This window comes from Pseudomonas sp. Kh14 (assembly GCF_900291005.1).
In the GTDB taxonomy this organism is placed as follows: domain Bacteria; phylum Pseudomonadota; class Gammaproteobacteria; order Pseudomonadales; family Pseudomonadaceae; genus Aquipseudomonas; species Aquipseudomonas alloputida.
In genome coordinates, this window is record NZ_OLKJ01000024.1 from 191,714 (window position 1) to 209,924 (window position 18,211).

An 18,211-nucleotide genomic window follows, 5' to 3' on the forward strand; every position below is an offset into this window, starting at 1 on the left:
GGCCTCTTTTCATGAGGAGGCCCCCGCTATGGACACCACTTTGCCGTCAGATGCGCAGGCCGCCATCGATGCCTTCCAGGACGGCATCATCGGCAGGCGCCTGCCACCCTGGTTGCGTCATGCACCTGCTGAGCAACTGCCTGAGATCGGCAAGGCATTGTCAAACAGCCTTCGCTGCTGTGAGCAAGTGAACACGGTGCTGCGAGGTATCGAGGGCATCGACAGTTTCGTCGCATCAGCCCTGGGGAAGGCCCTCGACCAGCGTTATGGGCTTGGCCGTAACCCGTACTCGCTCAGGTTTCTGGAGGGCCGCCGGGAAGCTGTGATCAACAGTCAGCCAGTGGGCGCACACCTGACTACCGTGGTCTATGAAGAAAAGCCGCTGCTCGAAGTCGCATTGCGCAACTTCACGGCCGCGCAGGCGCAGGAAGGTGGCCAGCCGCGCGGTAACCGCCTGCTTCTTCCACGCCACGGCACGGTCAAACCCCCTACGAGCATCGAGTTTGCCGGACTGTGTCGTGAGCTGGACCTGGGTGAGCGCTATCAACGTCATCTGGATGCCATACTCACGCCCACTGGCAGTGCCGAGCGCCTGGTATCACTGCTTGTGGATGCCACGCGCTACACCATGCTTGTGGACGCCTACAAAGCCAGGCAAGAGGGAACGCTGGATGCCAGCGAACTCAATGTGATGGTAGCTGTGTGCGAGAAGGGGAAGCTGCCGCGCTTGGCGGGCGACCTTGTGCAGGCCAGGCAACTGAAATTGCTGGGGTGCCAGATTGAGCAGGTGACCGTGTTCGTGGTGGTCGAGCAGGGCGTCCTGTTCAACACGACGCGTCGGGTGTTGCTTTACGTGCCTGGAGACCCTTTTTCGCCCTGGCGCGCGTTCGAGAGCCTCGACAAACTGAACCGCGAACTGGGCCGTCGCTTGCGAGACAAGGCTTACCAGCGTTTTTTCAGCCGCTTCGTGCTGCGGCGCGACAGCCAGGCTTTTTTCGCCCAGGTCGCGGAGCGCTTCGATGGCCTGCCGGGCTGGGCTTTTCGCGATCTCGAACCGCGCTTGCAGGCTTACCCGCAGCCGTTGTTCATCAGCCTGGCACAGGCACGTATCCACCAGATCAAGGACGATGCGGCGATGATCGCGGTCCCTGTGGCCAGGCTGGATCGTGAGGTTCAGCGCCAGCATGACCTGCGCCTTGCCGCCGAAGGATGGGCGCTGCTCAACCTGGCCAGTTTCTTTGTGCCTGGGCTTGGCCTGGCGCTGCTGGCCGTGACGGCCTACGAACTACTGGGTGAGGTCTATCATGGCGCCGAGGCCTGGCAGCAAGGCGATCGTCAGGAGGCGCTCGACCATTTGACCCATGTGGCGACAGACCTTGCCGTGCTGGCGACCGCGGTCGCCGGGGTGGGTGTGGCTCGACGGGTTTGGGCGCGCTCTGCGAAGGTCGATGCCATGGTGCCGGCTCGGCTGGAGGACGGCACTGAGAAACTCTGGCAACACGACTTGACCCCGTTTCAAAGCCAAGCCCCCGTGGCAGCCTCGAGCCCGGACGCCTTGGGTATTCGGCGTCAGGACGGGCGGGCCTGGATCGAAATGGACGGGCATCACTATCGCTTGGCAGAGGCGGGTGATGATCAATGGCAGTTGCATCCGGTCGACGGCCACGGGCCGTTGCTGCGCCACAATGGCGCAGGTGCTTGGCGGTTGTGGAGCGAGCAACCGGCACGGTGGACCGACAAATACCGCATGTTCCGGCGTTTGGGCGAACCCTTCAGTGGGCTGAATGACGAACAGATCGATCAGGTTCTGCTGTTCCACGGCCTTGATGGCGACGACCTGCGTGGCCTGCATGTACACGCCCAGGCACCGAGCCCCGGCATGATCGACAGTGTGGAACGGGTCAGGCTTGATCAACGCATCCGCAGCATGATTGGCCGTCTGCGCAGCGGCGAGCCGGTAGCAGATACAACAGTGCTCGATCACGCTCGGCGCCTGCCAGGTGCGAGTGGCCTGACAGATCAGGCACTGGCCGCGCTGGCATGGACGCAGCGCCGAACACTGCTGCAGCACCTTTTCGAAGCCTTGCAGCCCAGCGACACCCCTGGCAGTGCGGCGCTGCGCCGGGTGTTCCCGGGGCTGAGCGCGCGCACTGCGCAAGCATTGGTACGGGCCGCCAGCAGCGTGGATCGCACGCGGCTGCGGTCCAGCGGAAGGGTTGCATTGGGGCTGGCCGAGGCGGCAAGGGGCAGTGTGCTGGCTACCCGTCAGGCTCGGGTATTTGAGGCGTTGTACCTTGATACGCCGCAGCATGCAGACCTTGCACGGGTGGTGTTGGGCTTGCTGCGGTATGTACCCGGTGGCGAACAAGGTGTGTGCTGGCGTCTGTACGAAGGTTGCCTGGGCGGGCCGATATTGGCGAAGACCGAGCAAGGGCAGCGGGCGTTCGATCTGGTGCACGTGAACGGTACGTTTCAACTGCATGGCAGCCAGGGCACGGCGCTGGGTGAGGCAGGTGAGTTGTTTGACGTCATGGCGCCAGCCTATACCGAAGCGCAGAGGGCGGCGATGGGGATCGGCGATCCATTTGCGCACAACCTCAGGGTGATACTGGCGCGCGAAGCGGCACGCCATCGTGATGAGATCAGTCGTTTGCTTGGCGCGGTACGCCCAGGTGCTGTCCGAGGGCCCATGCGCTTGGCCGATGGACGTATTGGCTACCCGCTGGGTGGTGGCGGAGTAGGTGGTTTCGCATCAAGGGGTAGTGCCCTGAGGGCCACGCTGCGCGATCTCTTTCCGTGGTTGAGTGATGAGCAGGTCGAGACCTTCGCCGATGACGCCAGGCGTTCAGGGCAGCAGATTGAACACGTACTGGCTGACCTTCGCAATGAGTTCGCCATCCTGCGCATGACACTGAATACCTGGGTGGCACGAGGACAGGGCGATGTCAGGGAAGATCGAGAGGCTCTACGCCAGACGTTGTTCAATTGCTGGCGGCGGTCGGTGGGCGTGGGGGAACTGCAAATAAATGCACAGGAAAACCTCCACGTCATGTTCTGCAATTTCAGATCGAGCGGCTTGCCCAACATACCCCCACAGGTCAGCTTCAGAGGTGTGACCAGCCTATCGCTGCTGCACCTTGACCTTCTGGAGGTGCCCAGCAGCCTATTGCTGGCTTTCCCTAACCTGCAAACCCTCGATCTGGGAGGGAACCTGTTGACGCGCCTTCCGCAGCCGTTGCTACAGATAGCGCAGCTGCGGCATCTTAGCCTGACCAACAACCGGATCGTCCTGAACATTGCACAAACCGCCACATTGGCCAGTTGCACGAGCCTGCAGTCTCTCGACCTGTCCCACAACCCCCTGGGGAGCCGGTTCACCTTGGCGGGTTTGGCTGAATTGCGTTGGCTGAACTTGCGTGACACACAGATCTCGCAATTTCCACTGGGCGTGTTCGACAACGCTCAGTTGGTATCCGTTGACTTGCGTGATAACCGGATCAGGTACATTCCAGAGGGTTTCTATCAGTTGCCCGTGTGGCAGCGGCGGCGGTTTCGTTTGAATGCGAACCCCTTGGGCGAGGCCCAAACGTTGCGCTTGCAGGCGTCGTTGAGTAGCGACGGTCCTGCCCTCGACGAAGAGCAAGTGCTTCTGCGGATGAATCACGCGCGTGAAGTATGGGGGGATGCGGTGGCCCCGGAGCATCGCGGCTTGATGCTTGCTGCCTGGGACACGCTGGATGCGGGGCAGGACGCCGAGCGTTTTTTCCGGGTGCTTCGCCAGTTGTTGCTGTCCGAAGACTTTCGTGTCAATGCGCGTGCACTGGGCAATCGGGTAATGGCGGTACTGCAAGCGATGGCCATTACGCCAGAGCTGCGGCAGAACTTGTTGTCAGTGGCCAATGATGAGTGGGGGTGCCAGGACGGTGCAACCTGGTGCTTGAGCAACCTTGAACTGAATTTGCTGGTTTGGCAGGTTGAGCACGCGGCTCAGGGAGAAAGCGAACGCGCTTTGCTAGACCTGGGCAGACGTTTATGGCGCCAGGATGCAGTCGACATGTTCGCTACCCGATGGGCGCTACAGCATGGCAGGACGCTGGAAGGAAGCGAGGTGGGGTTGGCTTTCAGGATCGGGCTGAGGGAGCGTCTCGACCTGCCATTGCAGGTGGGAGAAATGAGCTTTCTTGCGATCTCAGGCGTCCTGGATGCGGACCTTGCAGAAGCAGAGGCTGCAGTGCGAGATGCAGAAACCCCGGAAGAGGTTGCCCGCTCCATGGTTGACCGTGGATTCTGGCAGGCGCACCTGGAGCGTTCCCATCCTGAGCGATTTGCTGCGGTCGACCTGCCGTTCAGAAGGCAGCTTGAAAGTGTGCTTGACGACGAAGCGCTGAGCGAAGGTGCCAGGATCGACCAGGCGGATGCCATTCGTGATGCTCAGCGCGCTGCACGCAGAGGGCTGATGCTGGATATGACGATTCACGCGATGGAAGTTGGACCCAAGGGGCCATCTATCGATGTGCGTTGACATGCGCTTAGATCAAGGGCTGCCTGGCCCTGCCAAAGCGGCTTTGGGCTATGCTCAATCGTGCTGACAGTGGTTTGTACCAGCGCCGTAGTCTTGGCTTCAGGTGGCTCGGAAATCGACAGTTACTTTTGCACACCCCGTTCCGGAATGAACTGGTTTAGGCTCCCTGTCGGATTTTTCTCCATGATCTGTAGTCATTGGTTTATCGAGACAATAAGGAGATACGCATGCTTGTCCGGTCACTGACCCTCGCAACCTTGCTTGCTGTTGCCGGCCCCCTGTTTGCCGCAGACAGTGATGCGCCTCTAGCCAAGGAACTGGGCAAGGCCAGACCATTGGTGGTTATCGCTCCCAGCAGTGCCGACCCGACGTTGCGAGGGCTGAACAAGGCGCTTGAGGACCCGGCCACCCAGGCCGCGTTCAAGGAGCGCAACCTTGTCCTGTACAGCGTCGCCAACATGATGGGCAAGCGAGAGGACAAGAACCTGGAGCAGCAGACCACAATGGCCCTGATTCGGGAGCTGAAGCTGGGGGCGAGCAAGGGTACCAAGGTGATTCTGGTGGGCAAGGACGGTGAGCGGCACATGCTCAAGGACGACGACACCGGCGAGGCCATCGACCCACAGGTGATCCTTAAAGCGGTCGATGAACTGCCTGCCAGCGAAAAGGCGGTGGCGGCGCCCGAGCCCGTAGCGGCGGCCCCGCAAGCCAAGGACAAGGACAGCAAGCCGGCCAAGCCCGCCAAGCCAGCGGCCCCGCCCAAACCGCTGGAAGACTGATCACGCCGCATGGCCCCAAGCCAACTTGGGGCCCGTTGACGGGTGGTGTGTATCGCACTGTATCTGCCTGTGCTGCAGACCTACTGCCATACAAAAGTGCGCCTGGCACGATACATCCCCGACAAACCGCAACTGCCTAATGGCTCCACTTACCAACCCCAGTGGAGCTGCATCATGACTCAAGCAAGAAACACCCTCGGGCTGCTCGGCGCCGCCCTGATCGGCAGCATGGCATTGAGCAACAGTGCATTCGCCGTCGAGCCGCTGGCTCAAGGTTACCAACTGGCCTCGGCCAAAGTGGCCGGCGAGGGCAAGTGTGGTGAAGGCAAGTGCGGGGGGAGCGGCAAGGCTTCCCAGAGCGAAGGCAAGTGCGGTGAGGGTAAATGCGGCGCCGGCGCCAAGGCCGGGGCTGAGGGCAAGTGTGGTGAAGGCAAGTGCGGTGACGCCTCGTTCGCCAAAACCGACAGCAATCACGATGGCAAGGTCTCGCGCGATGAGTTTCTGGCGGTGGCCAAGGACCGTGCCCCTGATTTCGACAAGATCGACCGCAACCATGACGGTTTCATCTCCGAGCAGGAAGCGGCGGATCACCTCAAGGCGATTTACCAGGCCAATGGCAAGGCCATGCCGGATGGCTTGTTCAGCCACCTGACCGGCAAGCCCTGACTTTCTACCCCATGAAACGCCATAACGCTCCTCCTGCTGGCCAGGTGGGGCGTTGTGCTTGTTGGAGAACTTTTATGTTTCCTGCAATGTTGAACATCGGGCTAGGCTTGCGTCGCGGCCTGTTGCCGGAACTGCTGGCCATGGAGGCCGGCGCAGTGGACTTTCTGGAGTGTGCGCCGGAAAACTGGATTGCCGTGGGCGGCGCCTATGGCAAGGGCTTGGCCCAGTTGGCGGAGCGCTTTGCTGTCACCTGTCATGGGTTGTCTTTATCGCTGGGTGGCAGTGCGCCGCTGGACCGCCATTTCCTCGAGCAGACCCGGCAGTTTCTCGATCGCTACCAGGTGCGACTGTACAGCGAGCACCTGAGCTACTGCAGTGATGACGGGCACTTGTACGACCTGATGCCCATCCCGTTCACCGATGAAGCCGTACACCATGTGGCCGCGCGCATACGCCAGGCTCAGGAGCAGCTGGAGCGGCGCATTGCCGTGGAGAACATCAGCTACTATGCCGCGCCGTATCAGGCGATGAGCGAACTCCACTTCATCCAGGCGGTGCTCGAAGAAGCGGATTGTGACCTGCTGCTGGACGTCAACAATGTCTATGTCAACGCCTGCAACCATGGCTACGACGCCCAGCAATTCCTTGCAGGCTTGCCCCCGGCGCGCGTGACCGGGATGCACGTTGCCGGGCATTACGATGAAGCGCCGGACCTCAAAGTGGATACCCATGGGGCCGCCGTGAAGGAGGATGTCTGGGCGTTGTACGCCAGCGCTTGCGTGCGCTTTGGTGTCAAGCCGACGGTGCTTGAACGTGATTTCAACTACCCGCCCTTGGCCGAACTGTTGGCCGAGACGGCGCGTATGCGTGCTGTGCAATGCGCTGCCGGAGGGCAGGCAGATGAATGAGACTCTGCGTGCGCAGCAGTATGCCTTGGCCCGTCACCTGCGCGACCCACAGCGCCATGCCCCGCCGCCCGGCGTCGAGGCCCGGCGCCTGAAGGTTTACCGTGAGTTGTTCTATGGCGCTATCGAAGGCTTGCTGGCTGGCAGCTTCCCGGTGATGCGCCAGGCGTTGGGCGAGCAGCGCTGGCATGCCCGAGTACGTGATTTCTACGCCAGTTACCGTTGCCAGACGCCGTTGTTTACCGAAATTGCCGAGACGTTCGTCGACTACTTGCAGCATGTGGCGCTGGACACCCCTTGGCAGCTGGAGCTGGCGCACTATGAGTGGGTCGAGGCGCAACTGTACCTGAGCGATGCCGAGGACCCGGCGCATGACCCGGGTGGTGATCTGTTGGCTGGAGAGCCGTTGTTGTCTTGTGTGGCGCGGGTCCTGGCCTATCGTTGGCCGGTGGAACGCATTGGCGTGGACTACCAGCCAACGGCTACCCCAGCATCGCCGAGCTTGCTGCTGGTTTATCGCGATGCCCGGTTGCAGGTGCGCTTTGCCCGGTTGGCACCTATGGCCTATCGGTTGCTGGTGGAGCAGGGGACTGGAAGAGAGCGGCTGCAGGCATTGGGCGGGGATGTGCAGCAAGGGTTGGCATTGTTGGAGGCATTGCGCGAGCAGGGCGTCATTGTCGGAACAGTTTGAAGGCATAGGGGGCTGCGCAGCAGCCCCCAACCCTCATCTGCCGAACCGCATGCCAAGCCAATGATCGAGGCTGAGGCGCCCGGCGCCCTTGAGCAGCAGTGGCAGCAACGCCACCAGGTAGATCAGCGGCAACTTGTAATTGCCGAATCCCTGGTCGGTAATCGCATAGCCTTGGGCCAGCTCCGCCAGGCCCGACCAGTGCGCCGGCCAGTGCACTGCCGCTATCGCTACAACGGTTACCACCATCAAACCCAACGATGCCAGCCGGGTACCCAGGCCCAACAGCAGCAGCAACGGCAGCACCAACTCGGCCCACATCGACAGTTGCCAGTTCAGCTCCGCGGGCAGCAGGTTGAAGGGGAACGGGAAGTTGGACTGCAGGTCGGCGAACCAGTTGCTGCCGTTGAATTTCTCCAGGCCGGATTCGAAAAACTCCCAGGCCAGAAATACCCGTAATGGCACGTCGGCACTCCAGCTGCCGAGGCGATCAACGGTGGTCAGGGTACGGGTCAAGGTCGTCATTTGCGGTTCTCTCTTCAGGCAAGGGCGCGGGTGCTGCGACGTTGTTTACGGGCCACTTTGGCGGTGAGCTTGATGGCGATGGCGCTGAACATGAGGGCGAACGCCAGCGGGTACCACCCCCCCATGGGGATACGCTTGTAGAACGACAGGCAGAACACGGCAGCCAGTACCCACATGCCGCTGCTGTGCAGCGCTTGCCAGGCACGGCCGCCCAACAGCCGCATGGGGGCCTTGAACGAGGTGGCGGTAAGCAGCAGCAAGAACAGGTAGCCGACTGTGCCGGGCAGGCTGGAAGTAAGTGTGCGGCCGGCCCAGAACAGCTCGGGGAATTGCTGGGCGTAGCGATAGATCAGCACGCCGTGCACGGTGTGGGAGAACGCGAATGCCAACCCCAGGTAGCGTCGCTCCTGCAGGATGCGGCGGCTTGATGTGCCAGGCAGCAAGGTCACCAGCGAGGAGGCCAGGAACGCTAGCAGGAACAGTGCGAACGAGCTGCGTGCGGTGGCACGAATGGCACTGCGCAAGCCGTCCGGGTCAGGTTGGCTGGCCAGGACTACGGCGGTCATCGCCAAGGTCAGGCCAGCGAGGGCGGCGAACAGCTTCCAGCCGGAGGGTAAGGTGAGGGCTTTCATCAGGGACTCCCGGGGTGTGGTTGTGTGACCGGGAGTGTCTCGAGGCGGGGTATCTGCAGTGTGTCAGTGGGATGCAGTTGTGTATCTGTTTGTAGAGGCGACCTCGCGCTTTACAGGAGCGGCCCGATCGAGATCCAAGGCCGTTCCTGCCAACGATCGCACTTCAGGTGAGTTCGATCTGCGCGCACAACCCGCCCTGTTCGCGGTTGCTCAGGGTCAGCCGCCCCCCCATGGCCTGGATCAGCTGGTGGGCAATGGCCAGTCCCAAACCGGTGCCACCCGTGCTGCGATTGCGTGAACCTTCCACCCGGTAGAACGGCTTGAGTACTTCATCCAGCTCGTCACCGGGTATCCCTGGCCCGTTGTCAAGCACGCGGATGATGGTGGTACTGCCCTCGCGGGATACTTGCAGCTCGGCAGCACCTGCAAACTTCAGGGCGTTGTCGACCAGGTTCACCAGTACCCGGCGCAGCGCATGCGGGCGGGTCTCCAGCAGAGTCCCGCTGCTGCCGTGGCGTTCGACCTGGGCGCCGCTGTCCTGGTAGTCGAATACCAGGCTGTCGAGAAAGGCATCAAGGTTGACCCGGCAGGTCGCTTCGGTGCTGCTGTCCATGCTGCGGGCATACGCCACGCCTTCGCGCACCAGGTGTTCCATTTCATCCAGGTCGCTCCAGAACTTGTCCCTTTCGACCCCCTCATCCATCACTTCGACCCGCAACTTCATGCGAGTGATCGGGGTTTGCAGGTCGTGGGAAATGGCCGCCAGCAACTGCATGCGTTCCTTGAGGTGGGCAGCAATGCGCGCCTGCAGGGCGTTGAAGGCCACGGCAGCGTAGCGCACCTCGCGTGGGCCGCTTTCATCCAGTTGTACGCCGGGCTGGTCCGGGTCGAGGTTGTCCACTGCCCGGGCCAGACGGGTTAGCGGGCCGATGGCCAGGCGTACCGCCAGCCAGGTACACAGCAACAGCACAGCCAGCTGAATCAGCAGTACCACGGGCAACCAACGGGCTACCGGGACTGGTGCTGGTGTCACGTCGATGGTCAGTGGCGCGCCGTCGGCCAGGTTCAGGTGCGCCTGGAAGTGCGCATTGGGCCCCGGGATTTCCAGGAAGGTCAGGCGGTAGTCGCTGCCAATGGCCTTGACGATCGACGCGGCGGCCATCGGTGGGTCACTGCTGGGCATCGCTTCGCCCGCCAGGCCCTGGTCGAGGCGATAGCGGTAGGTGCGCCGTTCCAGGCGTGGCAGCCAGGCGGCACGCTCGGCTGCGGGCAGGCGGTCAAGGATGGCAACCGAGGTCGCCACGTCCTGTTCGAGGTTGCTGAGCATCATCGAGCGGCTGCTGATATAGCGCTCGTAGGCCTGCAGGCCGAACGACAGACCATAAGCCAACACCAGGCCGGTGAAGAAGATCAGCGCCAGACGCGAGGCCAGGGTGCGCGGCCATTTCATGAAGGGGTCTCGAGCAATTGCACCGGCAGCGAAAACACGTAGCCCTCGCTACGCACGGTCTTGATGCAGCTGGGCTCACGGGCATCGTCACCCAGGCGCTGGCGCAGGCGGCTGACCAGCAAGTCGATGGAGCGGTCGAAGATGTCGGCTTCGCGGCCCTGGGTCAGGTTAAGCAGTTGTTCGCGGCTGAGCACCCGCTGCGGGTGGTCGAGGAACACCCGCAGCAGGCGGTATTCGGCGCCGCTCAAGGCCACCAGGGTTCCTTCGCTGTCGAGCAGGTGGCGCGCGGTGGTGTCCAGGCGCCATTGACCGAAACCCAGCAGGCGGCTGCTTTCGCTGATGGTCAGGTTGGGAGGCAACATGCGTGTGCGGCGCAGTACGGCGTTGATGCGGGCAAGCAGTTCGCGGGCCGAGAACGGTTTGGTCAGGTAATCGTCGGCGCCCATTTCCAGGCCGATGATGCGGTCGGTTTCGTCATTGCGGGCGGTCAGCATCAGCACCGGCGTATTGCGGTGCTTGCCGGCGCGCAGCTCGCGGCACAACAGCAGGCCGTCGTCGCCAGGCATCATGATGTCGAGCACGATCAGGTCGACGCTGTTGGCTTCGAGAAAGGCGCGCATCTGCCGGCCGTCGGCAACGATGCTGGTGCGCAGGCCGTTCTTCTTCAGGTAATTGCCGACCAGTTCGCGGATTTCGCGGTCGTCGTCGACGATCAGGATGTGATCGACGTGTTCCATGCGCTGGGTTCCTGTGCAAAGTGGGTTGGGCGCAGTGTACCGAGCGCGTTCGCCCTTGCCTGCGGGAGTTTGTATTGCAGTGTATCTGGCACGGGTAGGGATACAGCAGGAGGCACATCACAACGTTGGGCGACACATGCGGGATACCTGGCTGACGTGAAATGGCTCTCGACCGGGGAGCAACACTCCCCACCCCCAAGTGTTACCCAGGAGAGATGCCATGAACGTCAAGACTATCGCCAACGCCAGCCTGTTCGCCGTGCTCAGCTTCGGCGCCATCGCTGCCCAGGCCGCCACTGCCCCGATGCAGGATGGCGGGGTCATGCAGTACCGCTACGGTGAGACTCTGGATGTGAAGAAAGTGCTGTCGGTGCAGGACGATCAGAGCAACGCCTGCGGCCTGGTGAATACCCGAATGGACTACCTTGACTCCCATGGCCAGCGGCAAAGCGTGCAGTACCTCACCTATGCCACGGAAGGTTGCCATGAAAACTGATCGGCGCAGGATGCTCAAGGCAGGTGGTTTTGCGCTGGCGCTGACGGGGCTTGGGTTGGCTGGGCACCTGAAGGCACGCGACAGCTACGGCGCCATGCCGTCGCTGTCGGGCGCCAGCCAGTGGTTGAATTCGCCGCCCCTGGATGCCCCGGGACTCAAGGGCAAGGTGGTGCTGGTGGACTTCTGGACCTGGGACTGCATCAACTGCCGGCGCAGCCTGCCGCATGTGAATGATTGGGCGCGGCGCTATGCCGATCAAGGGCTGGTGGTGGTGGGGGTGCACACGCCCGAGTTCGACTACGAGCATGATGTGGCGACTTTGCGGGACAAGGTAGCCCGGTTGGGTATCGGGTATCCGGTGGCGGTAGATAATGACTACAAGGTGTGGAATGCCTGGGGCAACCAGTTCTGGCCGGCGCATTACTTTGTCGACCGCAAGGGGCAGGTGCGCCATGTGCACTTTGGCGAGGGGGATTATGGTGGGCAGGAACAGGTGATACAGGCTTTGCTGGATGAAAAAGGGTGATTCTCCTCTACCGGCCTCTTCGCGGGCATGCCCCACAGGGAGAGTGCAATCAGTAACGTTTGCGCAGTACCTGTGGGAGCGGGCGTGCCCGCGAAGAAGCCAACACTTTTCTATCAGGTGAAACTGGCAAAGTGCGCCTGCATCCGGGCCGCATCCGCCTGCCGCCCGCTGAACAGCTCGAATGCCTTCACCGCCTGGAACACCGCCATGTTGCTGCCATCCAGCGTGCGGCAGCCCAGTGCCCGGGCCGCGCGCAGCAGTTCGGTCTCCAGCGGGAAGTAGATGATCTCTGCCACCCACAGGCGGGGATGCAGCAACGCCACCGGCAGTGGCGTGCCCGGTAGCTTGGCCATGCCCACCGGCGTGGTGTTGACCAGCCCGTCCGCTTCGGCCAAGGCTGTGGCCAGGTCGGTGCCAAGCACGGCGCGCTCCGCGCCGAAATGGGTGTTCAGGTTGTCCACCAACGCCTGCGCACGGGTCGCATCCACTTCGAACAGCACCAGCCGTTCTACCCCTTCACCCAGCAGGGCATGGGCCACGGCCGAGCCAGCGCCACCGGCACCCATCTGCACCACCTGGCGCCGTGCAACGTCGGGCAGGCCACGGCGCAAGCCTTCGGCAAAGCCCAGGCAATCGGTGTTGTGGCCGACGCGCTTGCCGTCCTTGAGCACCACGGTGTTTACCGCGCCGATACCTCGGGCCTCGTCGGACAGTTCGTCGAGCAACGGCAGGATCGCCTGCTTGAACGGGTAAGTAATGTTCAGCCCGGTGAAACCGGTATGTTGCGCGGCTTCGAGCAGGCCGGGCAGGGCGCTGTCGTCCAGTTGCAGCTGGTCGGCGTCGATCAGCCGGTACAGGTAGCGCAGGGCCTGGGCGTCGCCTTCGTGTTCGTGCAGGGCCGGCGTACGTGACAGTTGGATGCCGCGGCCGATCAGGCCGGCGAGGATGGCTTGCTGGCTCATGCCGCACGCTCCTGCAACAATTCGGCGAAGTGGCTCAGCGCCATGCGGTAGCCGTGGCTGCCCAGGCCGCAGATGACACCGACGGCGATGGACGATACGAACGACAAGTGACGGAAGGGCTCGCGTTTGTGCACATTGGACAGGTGCACCTCGATCACCGGCAGTTCGCTGGCCACCAGGGCATCGCGGATGGCGACCGAGGTGTGCGTCCAGGCGCCAGGGTTGATCACGATGCCGGCGCAGCGGCCTCGGGCGGCGTGGATCCAGTCGATCAGTTCGCCTTCGTGGTTGGTCTGGCGGAATTCGATTTCCAGGCCGTGGGCCTGGGCAGTATCGGCGCATCCCTGAGCCAGGTCAGCGAGGGTTTCGTGGCCGTACTGGGCAGGCTCGCGGGTGCCCAGCATGTTCAGGTTGGGGCCGTTGAGCACGAGAATAAGGGGCTTCATGACGGGCATCGCTTTGTTGTTGTTGAATGCCCGTAGTTTTGTACTGACTGGTTAGTTCCGTCAATTGGACAAGGTCGTCGCACCGGGAAAGTGGGCGATTATCGAACTTCTTCAGAAGGGATTGGCGTAAAAAAAAGCAGCAGGAAGACTTTGTGAATGTGGGGCTGCAAGGCAGCCCCAGAACGCTTAAACGGTCCTTCGGACTCCAGCTCGCACACCGTCCACGCCTACGTCATCATGCAAAGAAATCCGCGATGTTTCCGGCAACGCCAACCCGCCTACCAACGCCACCAGCGCAATCACCACCAGGTAGAATGCCGGTGCCAGGCTGCTGCCGGTTTGTCCGATGAGCCAGGTTGCCACCAGCGGCGCTGTGCCGCCAAATAGCGTGTAGGCCACGTTGTAGGTAATCGCCGAAGCGGTGTAGCGGGTACGGGTAGGGAAGCTTTCCGACAGCAATGCTGCGGTAACCACGCCGCTGCACAATGCCCCCACCGCTAGCAGGATCACCCCCAGCAGCGCACCCGACATCGAGCCAGAGCTGGCCAGCCAGTACGCCGGGAACACGCAAAGCATCACCCACAGGCAGGTAAAACCGATGGTCTTGCGCCGCCCCACCCGGTCCGAAAATGCTCCGGCCAGCGGGCAGCCGACCGCAGCGAACAGCAAGGCCACGGTGGTTACCAGCAGTGACTGCGCACGGGTCAGGTTGCCGACCAGTTGCAGGTAGGTGGCGAAGTAGGTGGTGAACATGTAGAACGACAACGCGGTCAGCGAAATGAACGCCCCCAGGTTGCGAATGACCCGGCCATGGTGGCGCAGGGTTTCTTTCAGCGGTGAATGCTCGTGCTCCTTGCCCTGGGCGACGGCTTCGCGGAACGCCGGGGTTTCTTCCATGCGCCAGCGCAGGTACAGGCCGACCAGTCCCAGCGGAGCGGCAATCAGGAACGGAATGCGCCAACCCCAGGCATTCATCGCCTCGGTCGACAGGCTGGCTTCCAGGCCATAAGCGATCACTGCCGCACAGGCAAAGGCGGAAAAGGTCGACACAGGCACGAAGCTGCCATAAAAGGCACGCTTGTCGTCAGGCGCGTGCTCCATCAGGTAGGCGCAGGCCCCGGCATATTCGCCGCCGGCAGAAAAACCCTGCAGGCAGCGGGCCAGGGTCAGCAGCGCCGGGGCTGCCAGGCCGATACTGGCGTAGGTCGGCAGCAGGCCGATCAACGTGGTTGAGCCGGCCATCAGCAAGATGGTCAGCGACAGGATGCGCTTGCGTCCCAGGCGGTCGCCCAAGGCGCCGAAGACGATGCCGCCCAAAGGGCGCAGGGCGAAGGCCACGGCGAACACCGCGAAGGTTTTGAGCAAGGCTACGCTGGCGTCTTCGCTGGCGAAGAACTGGCTGGCGATCAGCGTGGCGAGAAAGCCGTACACGGCGAAGTCGAACCATTCGACGAAATTGCCGATGGCCGAAGCGGCAATCACCCTGCGCAGGGTGGCGGGGGATACCTCATGATGTGCGGACATGCGGGTGCTCTCCGGTTTCCTTTGGCAGCCATGTTGAAAGTGGCGCAGTCGGGCCGCGCCATCGTTATTGTGCTTGCCAGTAGATAGCCGAGCGCTGCAAGGCGCTTTGTCGAGGGCGACCTCGGTATACCTGATTCGACCGGTGCAGCAGGTTACAGCCGGAGCAGCCCCAACGGCCTGTCAGGCCGCACGCTCAAGCACATCCAGCAAATCGATGAATTCCAGGGCCAGTTTATGCCGCGGCGCCAAATGCACCAATGGCACCGAGGCATGGTGCGATTCACGCATCTTGATCGAACTGCTCAGGTACACCGGCAGCACCGGCATGCCTTCGTTGCGCAGCTGCTCGACCAGGGTCTGGTGCAGCGCGGTGCGGCCGGCGAACTGATTGACCACCACACCTTCCACCTGCAGCGCGGGGTTGTGGTCCTGGCGCAGTTCTTCGACCTCGGCCATGACACTGTGCAGGGCCTGGCGCGAGAAACTGTCGCAGTCGAACGGAATCAACAGACGCTCGGCCGCCACCAGCGCGCTGAAGGTGTAGAAGTTCAGCGCGGGTGGGGTGTCGATGTAGATTCGCTCATAGTCCTCGCCCAGCGTCACCAGCAACTTGCGCAGCTTGTTGATCTTGAACTTGCTCTCCAGCTTGCTTTGCAGGTCGCTGAGGTCTGGGCTGGCGGTGACCAGGTGCAGGTTGCGGTAGCGGGTTTCGGTGATTGCCACGCGGTGCTTCTTGCCGGCGGCGGTAACCGGCGACAAGGTCTGGCGGAAGAAGTCGGCGATGCCGGGTGGAATGGTGTCGTTGACCAGCCCGGTGAGGTAGAAGGTGGCATTGGCCTGCGGGTCGAGGTCGACCAGCAAGGTTCGGTAGCCCTCGGCGGCGCTGGCAGCGGCGAGGTTGCAGGCGATGCTGGATTTGCCGACGCCACCTTTCTGATTGAAAACCACACGACGCATGAGACGCTCATCCATGAAGTAAAAATGTCAGGTCGGGGTCAATCCTATGACTGAAACGCTGCAGTTTTATGACAGGAATTGTTACAAGCCACCGAATCATCGTTGCCTGTACCGGCATTTTCACGGGCAAGCCCGCCCGATGGGTACAACACAAGACGTTCAGGCAAAAGCGACCCGGTTGCGCCCCTCTTGCTTGGCCCGGTAAAGCGCCCGGTCAGCCTCGCCCAGTGCGTTCATGGGCTCGCCGTGAGTCTTGCCATCCCAGTGCGTCACCCCCAGCGAAATCGTCACGGCGCCCACCGATTCCACCGGCATCTCCTGTACGGTCACCCGCAACCGTTCGGCCACCGCGGCCGCCACGTTCAGGGTGGCCCCAGGCAGCAGTATCAGGAACTCCTCGCCGCCGGTGCGACACAACAGGTCACCCTCGCGGCAACAACGGCGCATGAGCTCCGCCAGTTGGCGCAGTACCTGGTCGCCCACTTCGTGTCCATGGCTGTCATTTATCCGTTTGAAATGGTCGATATCCAGCGCAATGGCTGCAAACTCCCGGTTTTCAGCCTCCAGTAACGACAGGCTGATTTCCAGGCTGCGGCGGTTGCCCAGGCCGGTCAGCGGATCGGTCTGGGCGTCCCGATTGAGCCGGCCGATACGCTCTTGCAGCAAGTTCAGGCTGAACAGCAACGCGCGCTTGAGCTCTGCCGCCTCGAAGTACCAGGCTCGCACCTGATGCAAGTGCTCGGCGGTACCGGCGCGGTCCATCGTGCGGGCACCGGCGGCGAGTTTCCACAGCGGGCGGGCGATGGTACGGGCCAGCCACCACAGCAGCAGGCTGCCAACCAGCGCCAAGGGCGCCGAACTGGCGATCACGTTCAGCACCAGATGGTGCAGCGGTGCCACCGTCTGCGCCAATGGCTGCTGCGCTACCACGCCCCAGCCGGCGCTCGGGACCGTGGCGAAGCCGGCGAGCATTTCCACGCCCAGGCTATTGGTCAACTGCCGGGTACCGCTGTCCAGTGTCGCCAACTGGTCGACCAGCGCATTGCCCTCCACCACTGTGCCTACCCGCTCGCTATTGGGGTGGTACAGCAGGCGTCGGTTGCGGTCGACCACATATAGGTACGAACCGTCCTTGTAGAAATGCTCGCCCAGCAGGCTGTTGAGGATGTTGCGTTCACGCAGGTACAGGCTGCCACCCACATACCCCAGGTAGCGGCCGTTGCGGTCGAAAATGGGTTGCGACAGCGCCACCACCAGGTTGTCCGCCGCCGACAGGTAGGGCGTGGAAACCAGTGGACGGCGTTCGTGCAGGGCTTCCAGAGCGCCGGGTGACTGCACGTGGGTGCCGACAAGGTGGCGTAGCGGGGCGGGGGATACTGCCAGCAGTACACCGTTGGCGTCGATCACGAAGGTGGAGTTGAAGGCCATGCTCTGGCCCAGTACGCGGTCGCTTTCCACCTGCAGCGCTGCGGGATCGCTCAACTGCCGGCTTTGCACGCTGGCGCTGAACATCAGTTGCTGCAAGGCGTTGCCAATGAAGGTTTCGGTGATGCTGGCCAGCTTGGTCGCATACACCCGGTTGGCTTCCAGGGCATTGTCGATCAGTAGCTGGCGCTGCACCCGGTAGCTGGCGAAATAGCTGGCGCACAGCATGACCACTGCGGTAAGGGCGCAGAGCACCAGAATGAGTGTACGTAGATCCAGGCGCAATCCATGCTTGGTGTGTGGCAATCCTGACCTCGGGTGATCGTAAAGGGCGGCTGAACGGAAGTTACCTTGGCGGGCAGCGCTCAAGAGCCTGCCTTGTCCAGCGCATCAAGCTCATCTTCCACCTGTTGCATGCGCTGCTCGACCACGGCCTGTACGTTCACATCGCGGGCGGTTTCGCGCATCAGGGCGGTGAGTTTTTCGCTCAAGCGTTTGCCGGCTTCGGTGTCTTCCAGGGCGCGAGCTTTGGCAGGGTCCTGGGTGGCGGCGACGATGGTGGCGAATTCGGCGTCGCTGAAGTTCTTTTCGCTGTACAGGCGGAACAGGTCCCGGCGCTGGTCCTCGACGGTGAGGTGCTTGCGCAGTACGGCCTGGATGGTCGCTTGCGACAACTGCGGATGACTGCGGCCCAACAGCGCGGACATGCGCTCGATGTTGTGCTTATAGGCGTCCTGCAGCGGCAGCTGGCTGAGGATCTGATCTTCACGGGAGGGTTTCTGATCGCAGGCGGTGAGTGCAGCAGCCAGCAACAGGGGTAACAGCAACTTCGGGAGGCGAGGCATGGTGTGGCCTGGTCGGGCAGTGAAGACTGATGATTATACCGATGTCCGCCTTGCCACGACGAGCCCTGTGATTTGCCTTGAGCGGCACGCTACGGTAGAACCGTGCGCTCCCAACCACACTGGCAA

General features: G+C 62.4%; 17 protein-coding genes. 7 read left to right on the forward strand and 10 right to left on the reverse strand.

What is annotated here, in order from left to right:
- Positions 1-28: 28 nt before the first annotated feature.
- From FQ668_RS12010 to FQ668_RS12030, 5 genes are all read left to right on the forward strand, one after another.
- Positions 29-4,522, forward strand: coding sequence for an NEL-type E3 ubiquitin ligase domain-containing protein (locus FQ668_RS12010; RefSeq protein ID WP_019437460.1), 4,494 nt, complete (start codon positions 29-31; stop codon positions 4,520-4,522).
- A gap of 227 nt (positions 4,523-4,749) precedes the next feature.
- Entirely contained in the window at positions 4,750-5,301 is a 552-nt protein-coding gene (locus FQ668_RS12015; protein ID WP_003250449.1) for a DUF4174 domain-containing protein, read from the forward strand.
- A gap of 174 nt (positions 5,302-5,475) precedes the next feature.
- Positions 5,476-5,967, forward strand: a complete 492-nt coding sequence (locus tag FQ668_RS12020) for a hypothetical protein (protein WP_019437461.1) — start codon at positions 5,476-5,478, stop codon at positions 5,965-5,967.
- A gap of 74 nt (positions 5,968-6,041) precedes the next feature.
- Positions 6,042-6,875 carry a DUF692 domain-containing protein gene (locus FQ668_RS12025; RefSeq protein WP_014591612.1) on the forward strand — a complete coding sequence of 278 codons (834 nt, stop codon included), beginning with the start codon at positions 6,042-6,044 and terminating at the stop codon, positions 6,873-6,875.
- Positions 6,868-7,563: a DUF2063 domain-containing protein gene (locus FQ668_RS12030; protein WP_014591611.1), complete on the forward strand. Its 696-nt coding sequence runs from the start codon at positions 6,868-6,870 to the stop codon at positions 7,561-7,563. Before FQ668_RS12025 ends, FQ668_RS12030 begins: the two co-directional genes overlap by 8 nt.
- Positions 7,564-7,596: 33 nt before the next feature.
- On the opposite strand, the gene FQ668_RS12035 is transcribed toward FQ668_RS12030, so the two are convergent.
- From FQ668_RS12035 to FQ668_RS12050, 4 genes are all read right to left on the reverse strand, one after another.
- The gene (locus tag FQ668_RS12035; protein WP_014591610.1) at positions 7,597-8,085 is read right to left on the reverse strand and encodes a DoxX family membrane protein; all 489 of its coding nucleotides are present in this window, start codon (positions 8,083-8,085) and stop codon (positions 7,597-7,599) included.
- A gap of 14 nt (positions 8,086-8,099) precedes the next feature.
- On the reverse strand, positions 8,100-8,717 hold the full coding sequence (locus tag FQ668_RS12040; RefSeq protein ID WP_014591609.1) for a ferric reductase-like transmembrane domain-containing protein: 618 nt from the start codon (positions 8,715-8,717) through the stop codon (positions 8,100-8,102).
- A 163-nt stretch (positions 8,718-8,880) separates the two neighbouring features.
- A complete protein-coding gene (locus FQ668_RS12045) occupies positions 8,881-10,167 on the reverse strand; it encodes an ATP-binding protein (RefSeq protein ID WP_014591608.1) in 1,287 nt (428 codons plus the stop codon).
- Complete coding sequence (locus tag FQ668_RS12050; protein ID WP_014591607.1) at positions 10,164-10,904, reverse strand: response regulator; 741 nt, start codon at positions 10,902-10,904, stop codon at positions 10,164-10,166. The genes FQ668_RS12045 and FQ668_RS12050 overlap by 4 nt, the downstream gene beginning before the upstream one ends.
- A 220-nt stretch (positions 10,905-11,124) precedes the next feature.
- Between FQ668_RS12050 and FQ668_RS12055 the strand changes: the two genes are divergently transcribed.
- The gene (locus tag FQ668_RS12055) at positions 11,125-11,400 is read left to right on the forward strand and encodes a DUF2790 domain-containing protein (RefSeq protein WP_014591606.1); all 276 of its coding nucleotides are present in this window, start codon (positions 11,125-11,127) and stop codon (positions 11,398-11,400) included.
- Positions 11,401-11,410: 10 nt separating this feature from the next.
- Complete coding sequence (locus FQ668_RS12060; RefSeq protein WP_014591605.1) at positions 11,411-11,926, forward strand: thioredoxin family protein; 516 nt, start codon at positions 11,411-11,413, stop codon at positions 11,924-11,926.
- 113 nt (positions 11,927-12,039) lie between these two features.
- Here the strand turns inward: FQ668_RS12060 and FQ668_RS12065 are convergent, their stop codons facing one another.
- The 6 genes from FQ668_RS12065 to FQ668_RS12090 form a co-directional block, all read right to left on the reverse strand.
- On the reverse strand, positions 12,040-12,888 hold the full coding sequence (locus tag FQ668_RS12065) for a shikimate dehydrogenase (protein ID WP_014591604.1): 849 nt from the start codon (positions 12,886-12,888) through the stop codon (positions 12,040-12,042).
- Positions 12,885-13,334, reverse strand: coding sequence for a type II 3-dehydroquinate dehydratase (gene aroQ, locus FQ668_RS12070; protein ID WP_014591603.1), 450 nt, complete (start codon positions 13,332-13,334; stop codon positions 12,885-12,887). The genes FQ668_RS12065 and aroQ overlap by 4 nt, the downstream gene beginning before the upstream one ends.
- Positions 13,335-13,520: 186 nt before the next feature.
- Positions 13,521-14,858: an MFS transporter gene (locus tag FQ668_RS12075; RefSeq protein WP_014591602.1), complete on the reverse strand. Its 1,338-nt coding sequence runs from the start codon at positions 14,856-14,858 to the stop codon at positions 13,521-13,523.
- 180 nt (positions 14,859-15,038) lie between these two features.
- Entirely contained in the window at positions 15,039-15,815 is a 777-nt protein-coding gene (locus tag FQ668_RS12080; protein ID WP_014591601.1) for a ParA family protein, read from the reverse strand.
- Positions 15,816-15,974: 159 nt separating this feature from the next.
- Positions 15,975-17,546 carry a sensor domain-containing diguanylate cyclase gene (locus FQ668_RS12085; RefSeq protein ID WP_019437462.1) on the reverse strand — a complete coding sequence of 524 codons (1,572 nt, stop codon included), beginning with the start codon at positions 17,544-17,546 and terminating at the stop codon, positions 15,975-15,977.
- A gap of 59 nt (positions 17,547-17,605) precedes the next feature.
- The gene (locus tag FQ668_RS12090) at positions 17,606-18,085 is read right to left on the reverse strand and encodes a hypothetical protein (protein ID WP_019437463.1); all 480 of its coding nucleotides are present in this window, start codon (positions 18,083-18,085) and stop codon (positions 17,606-17,608) included.
- Between the last annotated feature and the right edge of the window lie 126 nt (positions 18,086-18,211).